This window comes from Fulvivirga imtechensis AK7, from assembly GCF_000331535.1.
GTDB classification, from domain to species: Bacteria; Bacteroidota; Bacteroidia; order Cytophagales; family Cyclobacteriaceae; genus Fulvivirga; species Fulvivirga imtechensis.
This window is the reverse complement of record NZ_AMZN01000051.1, coordinates 17,455-31,942: the sequence shown is the minus strand read 5'-3', so window position 1 is coordinate 31,942 and position 14,488 is coordinate 17,455. Positions and strand designations below refer to the sequence as shown.

Annotated in this window: 12 protein-coding genes; 4 read left to right on the top strand and 8 right to left on the bottom strand. The window is 43.0% G+C overall.

Features of this window, described 5'->3' with window-relative positions; genetic code table 11:
• Positions 1-3: 3 nt before the first annotated feature.
• Positions 4-3,084 carry a SusC/RagA family TonB-linked outer membrane protein gene (locus C900_RS15255; protein WP_009580922.1) on the bottom strand — a complete coding sequence of 1,027 codons (3,081 nt, stop codon included), beginning with the start codon at positions 3,082-3,084 and terminating at the stop codon, positions 4-6.
• Between the two features lie 282 nt (positions 3,085-3,366).
• Between C900_RS15255 and C900_RS15250 the strand changes: the two genes are divergently transcribed.
• Entirely contained in the window at positions 3,367-6,276 is a 2,910-nt protein-coding gene (locus C900_RS15250; protein WP_009580920.1) for a two-component regulator propeller domain-containing protein, read from the top strand.
• A gap of 31 nt (positions 6,277-6,307) precedes the next feature.
• On the opposite strand, the gene C900_RS15245 is transcribed toward C900_RS15250, so the two are convergent.
• The 3 genes from C900_RS15245 to C900_RS15235 form a co-directional block, all read right to left on the bottom strand.
• Positions 6,308-6,709 (bottom strand): hypothetical protein, encoded by a 402-nt coding sequence (locus tag C900_RS15245; protein WP_009580919.1) that lies wholly within the window; start codon positions 6,707-6,709, stop codon positions 6,308-6,310.
• A 139-nt stretch (positions 6,710-6,848) separates the two neighbouring features.
• Positions 6,849-7,340: an SRPBCC family protein gene (locus C900_RS15240; RefSeq protein WP_009580918.1), complete on the bottom strand. Its 492-nt coding sequence runs from the start codon at positions 7,338-7,340 to the stop codon at positions 6,849-6,851.
• 136 nt (positions 7,341-7,476) lie between these two features.
• The gene (locus C900_RS15235; RefSeq protein WP_009580917.1) at positions 7,477-8,427 is read right to left on the bottom strand and encodes an FKBP-type peptidyl-prolyl cis-trans isomerase; all 951 of its coding nucleotides are present in this window, start codon (positions 8,425-8,427) and stop codon (positions 7,477-7,479) included.
• A 144-nt stretch (positions 8,428-8,571) separates the two neighbouring features.
• Between C900_RS15235 and C900_RS30250 the strand changes: the two genes are divergently transcribed.
• The gene (locus C900_RS30250; RefSeq protein ID WP_009580916.1) at positions 8,572-8,736 is read left to right on the top strand and encodes a glycine zipper domain-containing protein; all 165 of its coding nucleotides are present in this window, start codon (positions 8,572-8,574) and stop codon (positions 8,734-8,736) included.
• A gap of 30 nt (positions 8,737-8,766) precedes the next feature.
• Here C900_RS30250 and C900_RS15230 read toward each other — a convergent pair whose 3' ends face one another.
• Together C900_RS15230 and C900_RS15225 are read right to left on the bottom strand one after the other, a co-directional pair.
• The gene (locus tag C900_RS15230) at positions 8,767-9,279 is read right to left on the bottom strand and encodes a hypothetical protein (RefSeq protein WP_009580915.1); all 513 of its coding nucleotides are present in this window, start codon (positions 9,277-9,279) and stop codon (positions 8,767-8,769) included.
• Between the two features lie 9 nt (positions 9,280-9,288).
• Positions 9,289-10,434: an NAD-dependent epimerase/dehydratase family protein gene (locus C900_RS15225; RefSeq protein WP_009580914.1), complete on the bottom strand. Its 1,146-nt coding sequence runs from the start codon at positions 10,432-10,434 to the stop codon at positions 9,289-9,291.
• Between the two features lie 162 nt (positions 10,435-10,596).
• Between C900_RS15225 and C900_RS15220 the strand changes: the two genes are divergently transcribed.
• The gene (locus C900_RS15220) at positions 10,597-11,199 is read left to right on the top strand and encodes a type 1 glutamine amidotransferase family protein (RefSeq protein ID WP_009580913.1); all 603 of its coding nucleotides are present in this window, start codon (positions 10,597-10,599) and stop codon (positions 11,197-11,199) included.
• A 41-nt stretch (positions 11,200-11,240) separates the two neighbouring features.
• Here C900_RS15220 and C900_RS15215 read toward each other — a convergent pair whose 3' ends face one another.
• On the bottom strand, positions 11,241-12,221 hold the full coding sequence (locus C900_RS15215; RefSeq protein WP_009580912.1) for a DUF6929 family protein: 981 nt from the start codon (positions 12,219-12,221) through the stop codon (positions 11,241-11,243).
• Between the two features lie 119 nt (positions 12,222-12,340).
• Between C900_RS15215 and C900_RS15210 the strand changes: the two genes are divergently transcribed.
• A complete protein-coding gene (locus tag C900_RS15210) occupies positions 12,341-13,042 on the top strand; it encodes a type 1 glutamine amidotransferase domain-containing protein (RefSeq protein WP_083867506.1) in 702 nt (233 codons plus the stop codon).
• A gap of 217 nt (positions 13,043-13,259) precedes the next feature.
• Here C900_RS15210 and C900_RS15205 read toward each other — a convergent pair whose 3' ends face one another.
• Positions 13,260-14,414, bottom strand: coding sequence for a mechanosensitive ion channel family protein (locus C900_RS15205; RefSeq protein ID WP_245558445.1), 1,155 nt, complete (start codon positions 14,412-14,414; stop codon positions 13,260-13,262).
• Between the last annotated feature and the right edge of the window lie 74 nt (positions 14,415-14,488).

Sequence of the window (14,488 nt, the reverse complement as noted above, 5' to 3'; positions counted from 1 at the left end):
TGCTTAGAAAGTTAAGTTTACACCAACCATATAAGTCCTTGGCTGCGGGTAGAAGCCATAGTCTATACCGGAAGCTACAGGGTCGCCCGATGAGAAATCAGGATCATAGCCCATGTATTTTGTAAGCGTGTAGAGGTTATTGGCTGCCACATATATCCTGAACCGGGTGGCTCCGATCTTTTCAACAAGTTGCTGTGGCAATGTGTAGCCCAATTGAACGTTCTTCAGCCTCACAAAAGATCCATCCTCCACATAGTAGTCGGAAATTACTGCATTGTTATTAGCCGCAGTAGTAAGTCGTGGATGCTCATTGGTAGAGCCGGGGCCTGTCCAGCGATCCATCCTGTAAGCCAGCAAGTTGGCCAAAGGTTGCTGACGTTCATAGTTTCTGAGGATGTCGTTTCCTATTGATGAGTAGATATTCGCGGAAAAGTCAACTCCTTTAAACCTTAACCCCAGATTTAAGCCCATGATATAGTCCGGAATAGGTGAACCTATGATCGTTCTATCGGTATCATTGCTAAAATTAATGACGTCATCTCCGTTTTGGTCCACATATCGAAGGTCACCCGCCTGAGCTCCATCTTGTGTTACCCCTCTGTTAGACACTTCCTCAGACGACTGGTAAACACCATCGGTTTCGTAGCCAAAGAAATAGCCAATGGGATAGCCCACTTCCATGCGGGTAGCAGTAGCGCCACCGACTCCAAATGCTCCGAATTCAAAAAAGTCTACACCCTGAGGAAGTTCTATTACTTCATTATTAATGGTGGTAAGGTTATAGGTAACATTAAAATCAACATCCCTGGCTATTTTGGTATTGTAGCTCAGCAGGAATTCAAATCCTTTGTTGCGCACCGTACCGGCATTGATATACGGAGGGCTGCTGCCTGCTCCATATGCACCCACAACGCCTGATACATCAGGCTGAAACAGCAAATCTTTCGTAGTTTTGATATAATAATCCGCGCTGATGTCTATCTTACCATCAAGAACAGTCAGATCCACACCAAAATTGGCCTGGTGCGTAGTCTCCCACTTCAGATCCTGGTTTCCGAGAGTTCCCAGCGCCACACCTGTCACCAACTGATCATCAAAAGGGTATACGCCTTCTCCGTTTAGCAGACCACGGTAACGGAAATCACCTATGCGGTCGTTGCCGGAGACACCGTAGCTGGCCCGTACTTTGGCAAACTGGAAGAACCCAAAGTCGAAGAAGCTCTCATCAGAAGCCACCCAGGCAGCAGAAACAGCAGGAAAATAACCGGCCCTGTTGTTTTCTCCAAATCGTGAAGAGGCATCTCTTCTTAGGATAGCTGACAGCAGATACCTTTCATTAAAACCATATTCGGCCCGGATAAAGTATGACTGCAGTCTGCTCTGAAACTGAAAAGAAGAGGTGTTGTTGAGCAGGTCTGTACCATCCGTTGCAGAGATATCTGCAAAATCGTTGGAATTGTAGGGCACATTATAGCCGACTCCAGTCAGGTTCTCTCCACTATCCTCAAACAAAGACGCTCCTAAGGTCGCTTTCACCCCATGTACCTCTCCGAAGGTATGGCTGTAGTTTAGGAAGGCCTCCAGGTTATAGTTAAAATAGGTAGTGCGGCTCTCTGTAACACTATTGTTTATGGGAATTTCTACTCCTTCAGCAATTTTTGTGGTATTGGGCTGAAGGGCTGCATTGAGGGCGGTATTTTGGGCCTTCCCCGAGCCATAATACACCAAGGGCGAAAAGGCTTTGAAATCTACAATAGCATAGTTATAACCCGCTCTGCCTGTAACTTTAAAGTCATTGTTGATATCATAAGTCAATTCCTGTTTCCCGACAAGTTTATTCACTGCAGTTTCGTTAAATGAGTTAGCCATCTGTGCCATCGGGTTGATGATGTCGTTTACCTCTTCCAGGTAGGTAAATCTACCGTTAGTCATCACTGAGGCAGTAGGAGCCGCATTGATGGCGTTGTATAACACTGAGGAAATAACGTTTTCAGGAAGCGTACTACGGTTTTCGTTGGTATAGAGGAGCACATTTTCCAGCTTCACTTTCGGAGCCAGCTCAGTTATAAAGTTCAACCGGCCATTGTACCTTCTGAAAGCCGCTTTGTCGCCACCTACAATCCCCTCCTGATCGAGGAAAGAACCTCCGATGGAATAGCTGGTCTTTTCACTACCACCACTTACAGTCATACTGTAGTTCTGAATTGGCGCTCGTTCAAAAACTTCACCCTGCCAATCTGTGCCTTCACCTAAATTGACATTATTAAAGGGAGGTGTATTTCCTCCTGCTGCATAAGCTTCGTTTTTGAGGATCGCATATTCTCTGGCTGTGAGCAGGTCGAGTTTATTGGCTGCTTCCTGCATACCATAGTAGCCACTTACCTCAAAAGTAGGCTGGCTGTTAAGCTTTCCTTTTTTGGTAGTGATCATGATCACACCGTTGGCAGCTCTTACCCCATAAATACCGGCTGTAGCATCCTTCAGCACATTGACCGACTCTATGTCAGACGGATTAAGAGCATTTAGTCCATCCGCTGAGTATGGTACCCCATCAACAAGGATAAGGGGCGCATTATCTCCATTGGTGGAGAGCCCTCGGATGCGGATGTTTAATGCCCCACCCGGTGAGCCCGAAGCAGAGGTAATATTTACCCCTGCTACCTGGCCTTGAAGCGCCTGCTCGATCCGTTGAGGATTAAGGGCTTGAATGTCATCGCTGGACACCGCAGAAACTGCTCCTGTAAGTTCCTTTTTTGTTGAGGTGCCATATCCCACAACAATTACCTCCTGAAGAGCAGTTACATCAGGGGTAAGCTGAAGATCGACCACCGTGCGTGAGCCGGGCCTGATCTCTTCAGTAACATAGCCAATAAAGCTAAAAAGCAGAATTCCATCTTCGGATACCTCGATACTATAGCTACCATTAATATCAGTAACCGTACCTTGTGTAGTACCCCGCACGAGAACGTTTACCCCTGGCAAAGGTTCTCCGGTTTCGTCTGTCACTTTACCTGTAACTTTCGATTGGGCATACAACCCGGTCGAGAGCAGTAATGTGAGCATGGTCAGTAAAATTTTCATCATAAGAAATTAGGTTGTTTAATTATTGGAAATGCAATCGTTTCCAAACCGTGGATCAAGGAGGGACTTATAGGCCGGAATGGCAAAAAAGATAATACATCATAAATACATCATCGTGCTTTTTACGACTATTCAAAAACACATCATCAATAACATAAAATTGCCTTATTTGCCTAAAATGACACATCTGTCACTTAAACCAATTGATTGTACAATTACTTCATCAATGAGTTCACAATACATCAATATTTAATTATCTTTAGCTTTAGACCACTATTAAATGCAATGAAAAGATCTATACTACTCGTAGTTGCTTTATGCAGTCTTTGGTTAGATTTATTAGCTCAGGATTATAATCTGGGGCTCCCTTTTGTACGGTATTATTCAACCCGGGAATATGGCGGTGGGATACAGAACTGGTCGATAGCTCAAAATAAATATGGACTAATATATGTTGCCAATAATTTTGGCGTACTGGAATTTGACGGCTCCTCATGGAAGATACACACCCCACTCACCGGCACGAAGGTCAGGCATGTGTTTATAGACACAGACGGCAAAATATATGTTGCCAGCCAGGGTGATTTTGGATACCTGTTCCCAGACGATCAGGGCAAGTTGGTATATACCTCGCTTGCAGACAGCCTACCCCGGCAGTACCGAAATTTTGATGAAACGTGGCGTATTTTTAAAGATGGTGACAGATTATTATTTTGTACTTTCAGGCAAATTTTTATATATAATTCATCCGGTGAAATAGAGGTGGTCGATCCCGAATATGCTCCTGAAAACTTTTTCTACAGCAATCACCAATTATATGTCAACCAATTGGAGGAAGGGTTGGCCTATCTCAGCGGCAATGAATTAAAGCAGATCAATAACAGCTCCTTCCTAAAGGGAAAGACAGTAACGGGAGTGATCAATCTGCCCAACAACGAACTATGGATAAGTACGCTTCACCATGGAGTATATGTTTATAACGGAACTGATTTTCTGGTTTGGAATAGAGCAAACCATGACACTTTTATTCATTCCTCCATCAATTGTGCCTTACGGCTAAGGAATGGCAACTATGCCATTGGCACCCAAAGTAACGGTGTGTTTATTCTATCACCCGATGGGGAGATACTCCTCCACCTAAACAAGACCAGGGGCCTCAATAACCGCACTGTACTGAGCCTTTTCGAAGACGCACAGCACAACCTGTGGCTTGGGCATAACAACGGATTAAGTTTTATCGAGTTAGGCATGCCTTTTACCTACATTAATGAACAGGTTGGACTGCCAGGTACCGGCTACGATGGATTCCTGGATAATGAAAGGTTATACCTGGGTACCAATAATGGCCTGTACTTTAAAGATATTACTGACAGAACATCACAGAATTTCCAGTTCGTTAAGAATACCGAAGGACAGGTCTATGCCATTAATAAAATAAAAAAACACCTTCTTTTAGGACATCATCATGGTGCCTTTCAACTCAACCACAGCGAAGCACATCAGTTTTCTGATATCCTTGGAGCATGGACTTTCCTCAGGTTAAAGGATCATCCAGAATACCTTATTGAGGGCACCTACAAAGGTTTGCTGCTTCATAAGGAAGTTGATGGTAATATTGTTTTCCAGCATAAGATCAAAGGCTTTAGTGAGTCATCAAGAGTCATGGAGCAGGATGAAAATGGCCAGATCTGGATGACCCATGGCTATAAAGGTGTTTACCGACTGGAACTCAGCGAAGATCTGGATTCCGTGAAGTCTGTCAGATACTATGGAGAAGGGTCCGGCTTGCCATCCAACCTGCTGATCAATGTCTTCAGGGTCAGAAACAGACTGATCTTTACTACTCAAAACAAAATATATCGCTACAATAATGCCACCGATACTTTTGTGCTTGACGAATTCTTTAAGGGTTTTTTCGATAATGACCCGGTGATAGCCATGGCGGAGGACCCATTTCAAAACATTTACTATATAACGTTAAACGATATTGGTGTACTTCAAAAAAATGCCAGTGGTGAATTTCAAAAGAGATCGAGCATGTTCAATAAACTCAAGGATATGCTTAATGACGACCTGCAAAATGTGTCGATACTTAGTGCCAATCAGGTGCTATATGGAGCCAAAGAAGGCTTTATTTTATACCAGGCAGATAAAGTTGATGTTGAAGAGCCCACCTTCCATACGCTGATCAGAGAGGTAAGTATCAAGGGTGATTCGACCATACAGTTGTTCAGCGGATTTTATATTGAAAACGGGCAAATAAGTAGCCGTCAACCAAAATCATATGTGAAGGAGATCCCTTACCAACACAATTCCATACAATTTTCCTTCAGTGCTTCTTTTATTGATGGCTTTGAAAAGACCGAATATCAATATTGGCTTGAAAACGCTGAGAAAGGATGGAGCAACTGGTCACCAAAAAAAGATAAAGAGTACACCAACTTGCCTGAAGGCAAATATATTTTTCATGTAAGGGCAAAAAACATCTACGACAGGGTAAGTGAGCAGGCGTCTTACGAATTTGTGATCCAGGCTCCATGGTATCGCACCAATATGGCCTACACAGGTTATGGTTCGCTTGTATTTGTTTCACTCTTTGTTTCTTTTTACCTGTTTGACAAAAAACATAAAAAGGAACGCAAGCTGTTAACCATTAAGCAGAAAAGGGAGTTAAATGCCAAGGAATATGAAATAGAATCCATCACCCGCAAATCAGAGGAAGAGATACAACGCTTAAAAACTGAAAAGTTACAGAATGAAATAGAAAATAAAAACAAGCAGTTGGCCACCTCTACTATGCACCTGATCAACAAGAACGGCTTTATATCGAGTATCAAAGGAAATCTGGGTAGTATCTCGAAACGCAGTAAAAATCAGGAAGTGAAGAAAGAGCTCAAAAAGATCATCTATACTATTGACAAAAACATTTCGCAAGATGATGACTGGGAGCACTTTGCCTTTCACTTCGACCAGGTGCATGGAGACTTCACAAACCGCTTTAAAGCACAGTATCCGGACCTTAGCCCGCAGGAAATGAAGCTAAGCGCCTACCTGAGAATGAATTTGTCAACCAAAGAAATAGCACACCTGCTAAATATCTCTGTTCGGGGGGTTGAGATAGCCCGCTACAGGCTTCGCAAGAAGCTCGCACTGGAAAGGTCCGTCAACCTTCAGGAGTTTATCCTGAAGTTTTAACCCCGGTTATTCCTATCGGCAGCGCCAGATATCATCCATCCATTAAAAACTTAACTGCGCTCTCCTCGTCCGGGAAGATCTTAAAGGGCATGTTGAATTTATTAACTGCCGAAAGGATCATATTTAAATAATATCGTTTAAAAACATTGCCGCCTGTAATGGCAGCCGACCTTCTTAAGCCGGCTGCCATGGCCGCAGGAACCATCTCCTTCTCGAACCATTTACGGTTTTCCGGTGACACCACTCCCTGATCACGTGTATCCGAAAGGAAACGAGGCACGGGATGGCCCTTTGATGCCCAATCGAGCAATATTTCAAAAGGCTTTTTATATTGTTCTGTTGTGGGATTCCCCGACCAAATTATTTTCCCTATCTGTCTTTCTCTGTCATACAAAACCTTAGCATAAGGTTCATTCATTAATTCCATATCCATATCAGATTTCAATTAACGCCATCCAAATTTTATAACAAAATGCCTCATTTTCTAAACTTTCTAAGATACCACATGCCATATAAAAATCATAACATTCCATTAATGGATTGTGTATACCATGTACTCAGCGTTACAATTCTCAATTCCTTCGCATGTTTACAACGTATTCCTGATATTGCTCGAGTACCCATTGCCATCCCTGCTTTGAATCCATAGCTTCAAGATAGCTTTCCCAGCCTTCACCATGTTTGTGAAAGGCACGATGTTCCAGAACCAATTGAGTACTGGCTGCATTATCAGACACAAATGATACCTCCACCTCACTGGCTTTTGATGGATCAGGTACCGGCTCTCGAGAGGGACTGATCTGCCATGTAAAAGCTAATGATCCCGGTGGGTCGAAGCTAAGCACCCTACCCCAGTCACATGAAAAGTCAAAAGGTCCGCGCTCATAGCAACGGCCGTCCACTTTCGGCTCTATAACGATCTCCTTCAGCACATCCCCGCTCCAGGTATAAGCTGAGGGCCACCACACAGAGAAGTGCGTAATGAAAATATCAAAAGCCTCCTCTCTGTCAATATTAATGGTAACAGATTTTGTTACTTTATTATTTATTCCTTTCTCCGCCATAATTTTATTTACTTTAATGTTCAAAATGGAAAACTAAGCTTTCCCTTAAGTTCTTAACAACGGATCAGGAAAAATGTAATAAAAAATGCCTGCCGTTTTTCAACAGCAGGCAACCTAAACCTATTTTATTCACGTATTAATTTCCCACATCTACCAACGCTACCTCATAGATCAGCGGAGAGTACGGCTGTGCTTTGGTAACAATAATATGGTCTTTGATCAATTCTTCCCTAATGGTTGTAGGCAGTACCTGAATACTTTCTCCAAAGGCAATTTTTGAAGGCATGATCAGGAGGGCCTTACCTCCCTTCTTCATCTGAAGCAAACCCTCCTTAAGACCCGGAACTACCCCGCTGCTCAATTGAACGCTCACGGGGTTTCCTGTATTCGTTTTCTCAATAAGCGTACCGTTCAGGTACCTGCGAGCGAAGTGGAACGTAACCCTGCTGTGTTCCAAAGGTTTTACCCCTGCTCCTTCTTCCAATTGCTTATACCTCAACCCGGACGAAAAGGCCTGCACATTTTCCAGTGCTGCTGTGTCTATATAATTCTCAATAGCAGCCATTTCAAGTTCGTTGATCTGCGATTCCGTCTGAATTTCAACCAGTTCCACATCAATGATGAATATTGAACCTGGCTCAAAGAAGTCGGAGTCGCCATAATCGCCATAAGCCATTGTAGAGGGGATAAAAAACCGATATTTTTCACCTTTATTCATCAGGTGTATTCCATAATCCAGCCCTAAAGGTATCAGGCTCTTAAAGTTATGGCCAAACACAACCGGGGCCAAAGAGTCAGTAGTTTGCCCTACCAGTTTACCTTCCAACGTACGCATGGTATAGTATATTGAGATCACATCATTGGTACTTACAGATTTGCCTTGAGGATTTTCCTTCAATGGCAGATAGTAAATCCCGCTTGGATCCCTGATGGCGCTTATATTATGCTCCTTTAAATAATCCTTAATCTCAGCCTCTTCACGTTCTCTTCGCTTCTCAAATTCAGATTTCTCCAGTTCACAGGCGCCAAGAAGCATGACTGCCAACATCATGTATAGCAGCCGATACACTGTTCTTTTACTCTTCATCTTTGTTATAAAATGGTTAGTTATTAGCTTGTAACTTTAAGACACCAACAGCGCTTGATCGGTTGTAATCACTATAAAAAATTACCCCGAACTGGATGTTTTGAAATACAATGGTGATATTTGATACAACCAAGACCTTAGCAAATGAAGAAGAAAACGCCACGAGGTTTTTGGATTGCCATAGGTGCGGCTTTGGGGCTGGCACTTGGAGCTGCTTTCGACAGCACAGCCATAGGTGTAGCCGTGGGAATCGGTATTGGAGTAGCTATGGATGCGGCCCAAAGGAGTAAAAGGAGAGATGAAGGTTAAATATACCTGGCCTTCATCCATTTGTCAATCCTACTCTTTGCCGTTGCTAATTGCATCGAATGCTGCTCCGGCAGCTACCGCATATACAAGGTGCAAAAGTGCGTCTTTGCTTAATGCTTTGGCTCCCCATTCCGTAGCAGGGGGTGACTTGGTCATATTGGGGATCATCACCAATTCGGTGCCCCAAACAGCACCAAAATGGATAACGCTGGCTGCAGGTCCCTTGATATTAACCAATGAAAGCAACCCTCTGCAAACACCCCAGCCGGTGCCATAGCCCCAATGCATCAACTGGCCAAATCTCTCCTGGTTCGCTTCCTTGTCCGACTTCTTTTCACCTTTTTTCTTTCTATCTGCTCCCCGGGGCTTAACGCCCAATACTTTGCCACCTACCTCTACAGGTGCATTACTCGGCTCACGGCCCGATATTTTCATTTCTATCATTTGGGCAATAGTTATTGCAACCGTACCTGCTATCCCTGCTATCAGCCCCTTACCTATGGCACTACCAACTCTTCCAACTGCGTTACTTACACCTGACATATTTTTACTTTAAGTTGCATGTTCCTTTTGATCTGTTTTTTTTCTCTTTTCCTGCTTTTCCAGACTAGCGGGTAGCTCAAGCCTATTTTCTTTGTACCACTTCACCGGATCTTTCTTCAGCTTTCCTATCATTACCGGGATGGTGTCCGGCAGCCTCCTTTCGGGCGCCCATCCAAGTAAATCCTTTGCACGGGAAACATCGAATTCATAATGATCATCAGCACGGTCTATCATCCACGGTTTTATAAATGAATCTTTAAACAGATTCATTCCCCACGATCCTATTTTTGCCAATGATTCGGGCACCTTGTAGGTCTCCCACTCTTCACCATGTAGCAGTAATCCGATCTGCATCTGCAGATCTTCATAGCTAGGGGTCTCCGGCTCACCAATATTTATAGCCACCTCATCGGGCAGTGATGCTCTTTTTTTTACAGTTTTCTCCAATGCGACCAACAGGTCATCCATATGCAAAAACACATTGCCGTGGGTAACATCACCAGAATAAAAATGGCTGGTAAACTGCTTCTCATAGATCCTCTGTATTTGGTGTGAAATGGGTAAGGAATGGCAGTAGTCGTCATAGACACCCGCCAGCCGAAGCAGGACGGCTTTAATTTTACCCCGGTTATGACGGATTAAATTCTCCGTATCAACCTTTGACTCAGGATAATCCCAATGTGGTTCTATCGGGCAATCTTCGTTGATCTTCTGACCGGGAACAGTGGGCTTGTATATCAGATTAGTGCTTGAAAAGATAAACTGCTCTACTTCAAAATTCTGAAGCTCGTGTAAAAATTTCTCTGTACCCTTTACTGTTACTTCTTCGTACATAGGGCTGGGCTTACCGCTAAAGTCGTAATACGCAGCAAGGTGAATTACAGAAGCTATTTTACTACCATAGCCATAACGAACGCGCTCCATAGCCATTCTGATACTGTCTTCGGAGGTGATGTCAAATGAAACACATTCAGCCTCAACAGGTGGGTAAGGGTTTCCAACTCTGTCCAAACCAATGATCCTGTAATTTCGGGCCAGTTTTTTAATGATTTTTGTACCGATTAATCCGCTGCTACCCGTGACAAGCACCACCGGCTTATCCGTATTTCCAGCTCCTGAACTCCTTGTGATCGACTGATTATCTAATTCATCCATAGCTCAACCCATTATAAGCATATAACACCCTGCTGATTAAACTGTTTTTTTAAAGACAGTGGATAAAAAGAAAAATAATCGGACCCTACTGACATAACGTTGTCAATCCCATCATCTAATTTTATATCATGTTAGAAAATATATCAACTTAATGCATACATCATGACGAAACGAAAATGTGCCATATTTTTATTTGACGGCTATGCCGACTGGGAACCCGCCCTTGCCATTGCAGGCCTTAGGCAATACGGAGGTTTTGAGGTTAACTCATTTGGTATCAACAGAGAACCCATCATTTCAAATGGAGGCCTTAAGATACTCCCGGATCTAAATGCTGATGAAGTGAATGTTGATGATTATGAGTTGCTCATCATTCCCGGAGGAGCGGCATGGGAAGAAGGCAAAAACAGGGAAATAATTCCACTAGTAACTGAATTTCAACAAAAAAAGAGGAAGGTTGCTGCGATTTGTGGAGCCACTATCTTATTGGCAGAAATGGGCCTGCTGAATGCATCAAAGCATACTTCAAACAACGATTCCGAATACATCAGGCAGTTCTGTCCGTCATACCAGGGGGCTTCACTATACCAAAAAGAACCCGCAACAACGGACAATGGTATCATTACAGCCAACGGTGCAGCTATGGTTGAATTTGCCCATGAAATATTTAAAAGCATGGAGATTATGCCACCCGAAGTGCTGGACAATGTAAAACTACTCTATAAAAGTGGAGGTATGGATAACAGACTGATGCAGTATAGTTAACAGCATCAGGAAGTGATGTCGCTTAAGGAGAGTGACATCACCTACCTTTTAAAAAAGAGCCTCATCTCCACAAAAGACGAAGTGCCATCATCATTATCTCGCACAACCACGGCAGTCAATTGATCACCCTTTTCCTCTTTAATCACAATTGACTCCAATTTGCCAGGGTATGGCTTATCGCCTTTCATAACCTGTTTACACACCAACTCTTTGCTCTGCTGGTCATTCAGATCAAGAATGCCGATGAAACTGCCCAGGATCTCCCCATCCTGATACCAGTCTTCCGTATCCTCAATGGTAGCGGTAAATACAACCAGATCAGTACCAGCCAGTAATTGAGCGCCTGAAAATCCTGCTTCAATACCGTTGATTTCGGGTAGCTTGTATTGGCGAACTTCAGGATTCGGAATATTTTTACCGTCTTCCAAGTATTGGTACAGCTCATAAGAGTCAAACAAAAAAAGGATATTACCTCCCCGATTGAAAAGCAATAGTTGATTATTCCAAAACGCAGCAGCCTCAAGGTTCATCTCAGCACCCTTATCATGTAAAATCTGCCGGAGGCGTTCATATAAATTGTGTAAGTCATACTCTCTACCTGCGCCCGCTCCCGGCCATCTGTACATAAAATCACGCTTCTCCGGTAACGATCCTGAGCCAAAAGCAAACAGTTCACGATTCCCGTTCAGGGAAGCAAAAGTAAGCGCTTCATAGTCTCTTTTTTCTTGCTTAATGATCCTTCCGTCAACGGTTTCTGCATCAGGAGATATCCTTATTCTCTCTGTTATGGCCATTTCGTTATTCAACAGGAACAACCAGGGCGTATCATCACCAACTATATACATGGTATCTCCTTCTATTTCAATACCTGAAGCAGAGGACAAGCCGGGTATATCACCTTCTTTAATAAACTCCAGCTCGAAATCAACTATTTTTTTCATACAACCATTAGCAATGACCAACAACCAGGACAAAATGATGCCATACTGCAAAATACGACTTTTGTGCACACCGTTTTTCATAGAGCTATCTTCCATTTTAAAATAAACACGTTCACAACCACCGGGTTAGCATTTTACGATAAACTTTGGATGCCTCCCAGTGTTTTAAATTGCACACAGCACCCAAAAGACACAAAGCTATGAGAAGAATATTAATGATACTTACCTCGCATAAAGAACTCAACAACACAGACAAAACTACAGGTGTTTGGCTGGGCGAATTTACAGATCCTTATTATGAATTTATAGACAAAGGATATGAAGTTGTATTGGCGAGCCCAAAGGGAGGTGAACCACCACTCGATCCACGGAGCAAACTTACCGAGAACATTACTTCATCAAATCGTAGGTTTGATGACGATGCAGACGCACAGCAAAAATTTAAGAGTACATTTTCTCTGTCAGAGGTTAGTGCTGCCGACTTTGATGCCTTATTTTTTCCCGGAGGTCATGGACCAATGTGGGACCTGGCTACTGATGATCGCTGCGCTCAGCTTATTGTAGACTTTTATAGTCAGAAGAAACCCATTGCGGCTGTTTGTCATGGTCCGGCAGCATTGGTTAGAGCTGCCGAGCTAAAACCTGAAATACTCAGAGGCAAAAAAGTGACAGCATTTTCAAATAAGGAAGAAGTGCTTGTGGGTTTGGCTGACAATATACCTTTCAAATTACAGGATAGGCTTAAAGAACTGGGCGCTGATTATGATGCTTCGTTCATTCCTTTCACGTCAAAAGTACGGGTTGACGGATTGCTAATTACAGGAGAGAATCCTGCATCAGCGGAGCCGGCAGCAAAGAAGCTTATAGAAACGCTCGAAAAACAACCATCGAAAATCCACTAAATGCCAGCAATCAATGGATACCAGCCCTCGGGGTCCAATGATTGCTATTAGTTTAGAAAAGAACTAATTAGTGTCTCTTAGAAAACGCCAATGTCTGCGTTACGCTCGCCCCAAAAATGCTCACTTCCCCCAGTACGCTCCGCTTTTTGGGACTTCCTCCCGCCCTTTGGCGGGAACGTTTTCTTAAAGCCACTTAGAGTTTTCTTACAAACACTAATTATTGATTCCTATTTTGTGCGCTCCAATTCATCGCCTCATCACCTGTCATCTTTTCTCCATCCCCATTCATTAAGTACAATGTTCTTGTCGGGTAAGCTATCTCAACATCCATTTTCTTAAATTCTTCGAATATGCGGAAGTTTATCGCCTGCTGAATATCCATGTATATGTTATAATCTGAGGATAATACATAATAAACAATTTCGAAATCCAGGCTGGAATTTCCATAAGCTTTGAAATGAGCCCGATCAAATTCCACATTTTCCTGGTCTTCTACTGCTGACTTGAGTACCCCCGGTATCCTTTTTAGATTTTCATATGATGTTTGATAAGTGACACCAATATTAAAAAGCACCCTCCTCCGTTGCATCCTTTTATAGTTATGTATCCTGGATCCGGTGAGGTCACTGTTGGAAAATACCAGTTGCTCACCCGACAGGCTTTTTATTCTGGTGGTTTTGATCCCGATATATTCAACTACTCCCAGTTTATCATCGATGATCAAAAAATCGCCTACCTCAAAAGGCCGGTCGAAGAAGATCACAAAATAATTGAACAGATCACCCAATATATTTTGTGCTGCAAGAGCAATGGCGATACCACCGATACCCAATCCTGCGATAACGGCTGTAATGTCGTAGCCCATATTATCGAAGAAGAACAACAGCCCCATGACCCAGATAAAAACATTAATGATCAGTATAACACCGCCAAGCTGTTTTACCTTTTCTTCGCCATTTTCCTGTCTTCTGACGTAATGCCGGAGTAATTGTAAAATGGTAGATGATACAAACCTGATGACCAAAAAGGTTACCATCACAGTGATTGCAACAGATAAAATATCCTGAACCCTGGGATGCAGGGTCAGATAACTCAGCCCAAAGTACACTATCCAGGCATAAACGGCAGGTATGATAAACTTATCGATGGTGGTGATCACATAATCATCAACATGATTGGCTGTACTCGCGGCCCATTTCTTCAACCGAGTGATGACAATACCCTTAAAAAGCCTCATGATGGATAGTGCCACCAATATGCCCCCTATCACAATCAGGTAGTCCTGCACCGTATTGTTATAATAGGTCTTTTCAAGAAATTCATTCATAGGAACATATACGTCTATTATTTTCGTGCTCAGTAGTATAAACACCTAAAAGGCATTTTGTTCACTGTGATGTTTGAATACTTAGTGTCTCTAAGAAAACGCCAATGTCTGCGTTACGC

What these genes read in the sequence shown, in the direction of transcription:
- C900_RS15220 (WP_009580913.1), top strand. Translation starts at nt 10,597, where the DNA reads ATGACGAAACGAAAATGTGCCATATTTTTATTTGACGGCTATGCCGAC.
- C900_RS15245 (WP_009580919.1), bottom strand. Translation starts at nt 6,709, where the DNA reads ATGGATATGGAATTAATGAATGAACCTTATGCTAAGGTTTTGTATGAC.
- C900_RS15210 (WP_083867506.1), top strand. Translation starts at nt 12,341, where the DNA reads ATGAGAAGAATATTAATGATACTTACCTCGCATAAAGAACTCAACAAC.
- C900_RS15250 (WP_009580920.1), top strand. Translation starts at nt 3,367, where the DNA reads ATGAAAAGATCTATACTACTCGTAGTTGCTTTATGCAGTCTTTGGTTA.
- C900_RS30250 (WP_009580916.1), top strand. Translation starts at nt 8,572, where the DNA reads ATGAAGAAGAAAACGCCACGAGGTTTTTGGATTGCCATAGGTGCGGCT.
- C900_RS15255 (WP_009580922.1), bottom strand. Translation starts at nt 3,084, where the DNA reads ATGATGAAAATTTTACTGACCATGCTCACATTACTGCTCTCGACCGGG.
- C900_RS15235 (WP_009580917.1), bottom strand. Translation starts at nt 8,427, where the DNA reads ATGAAGAGTAAAAGAACAGTGTATCGGCTGCTATACATGATGTTGGCA.
- C900_RS15240 (WP_009580918.1), bottom strand. Translation starts at nt 7,340, where the DNA reads ATGGCGGAGAAAGGAATAAATAATAAAGTAACAAAATCTGTTACCATT.
- C900_RS15215 (WP_009580912.1), bottom strand. Translation starts at nt 12,221, where the DNA reads ATGAAAAACGGTGTGCACAAAAGTCGTATTTTGCAGTATGGCATCATT.
- C900_RS15225 (WP_009580914.1), bottom strand. Translation starts at nt 10,434, where the DNA reads ATGGATGAATTAGATAATCAGTCGATCACAAGGAGTTCAGGAGCTGGA.
- C900_RS15230 (WP_009580915.1), bottom strand. Translation starts at nt 9,279, where the DNA reads ATGTCAGGTGTAAGTAACGCAGTTGGAAGAGTTGGTAGTGCCATAGGT.